1 protein-coding gene and 1 pseudogene are annotated in these 261 nt (G+C 56.7%); both read left to right on the top strand.

The window, feature by feature from the left end; all coding sequences use genetic code 11:
* On the top strand, positions 1-170 hold a 170-nt coding region (locus FDX22_RS20505; protein ID WP_186805392.1), incomplete at its 5' end, for a phage antirepressor KilAC domain-containing protein.
* A pseudogene (locus tag FDX22_RS20500) lies at positions 167-261 on the top strand (cons domain protein); the annotation flags it as partial. The gene FDX22_RS20505 and the pseudogene FDX22_RS20500, both read left to right, overlap by 4 nt.

Raw genomic sequence — 261 nt, 5'->3', positions numbered from 1 at the left:
GAACGATGACTCCACGGCATCAGCATATTGATGCGGGCCGTTTTGAAGTGAAAACCGGCACATCCGTAACCTCAAATCATGCATTCAGCCAGGCACGTTTCACGGCGAAAGGCGTGCGCTGGATTGGTGGACTGTGGGCAAAACACATTGCCAGGGGGCAGGTCGCGTGAGAGCACTGCTTACCCCCGAGATCGCCCATCGTATGGGGATTGTGCTATTCCGTCCCGGTGCGGAACTGATGCACCTCTTCATGCGTGGTCG

The sequence above is a fragment of the Citrobacter sp. TBCS-14 genome (assembly GCF_005280805.1).
GTDB classification, from domain to species: domain Bacteria; phylum Pseudomonadota; class Gammaproteobacteria; order Enterobacterales; family Enterobacteriaceae; genus Citrobacter; species Citrobacter gillenii.
Note: the sequence above shows the minus strand (reverse complement) of the source record. Positions and strands in the feature narration are given on the sequence as shown.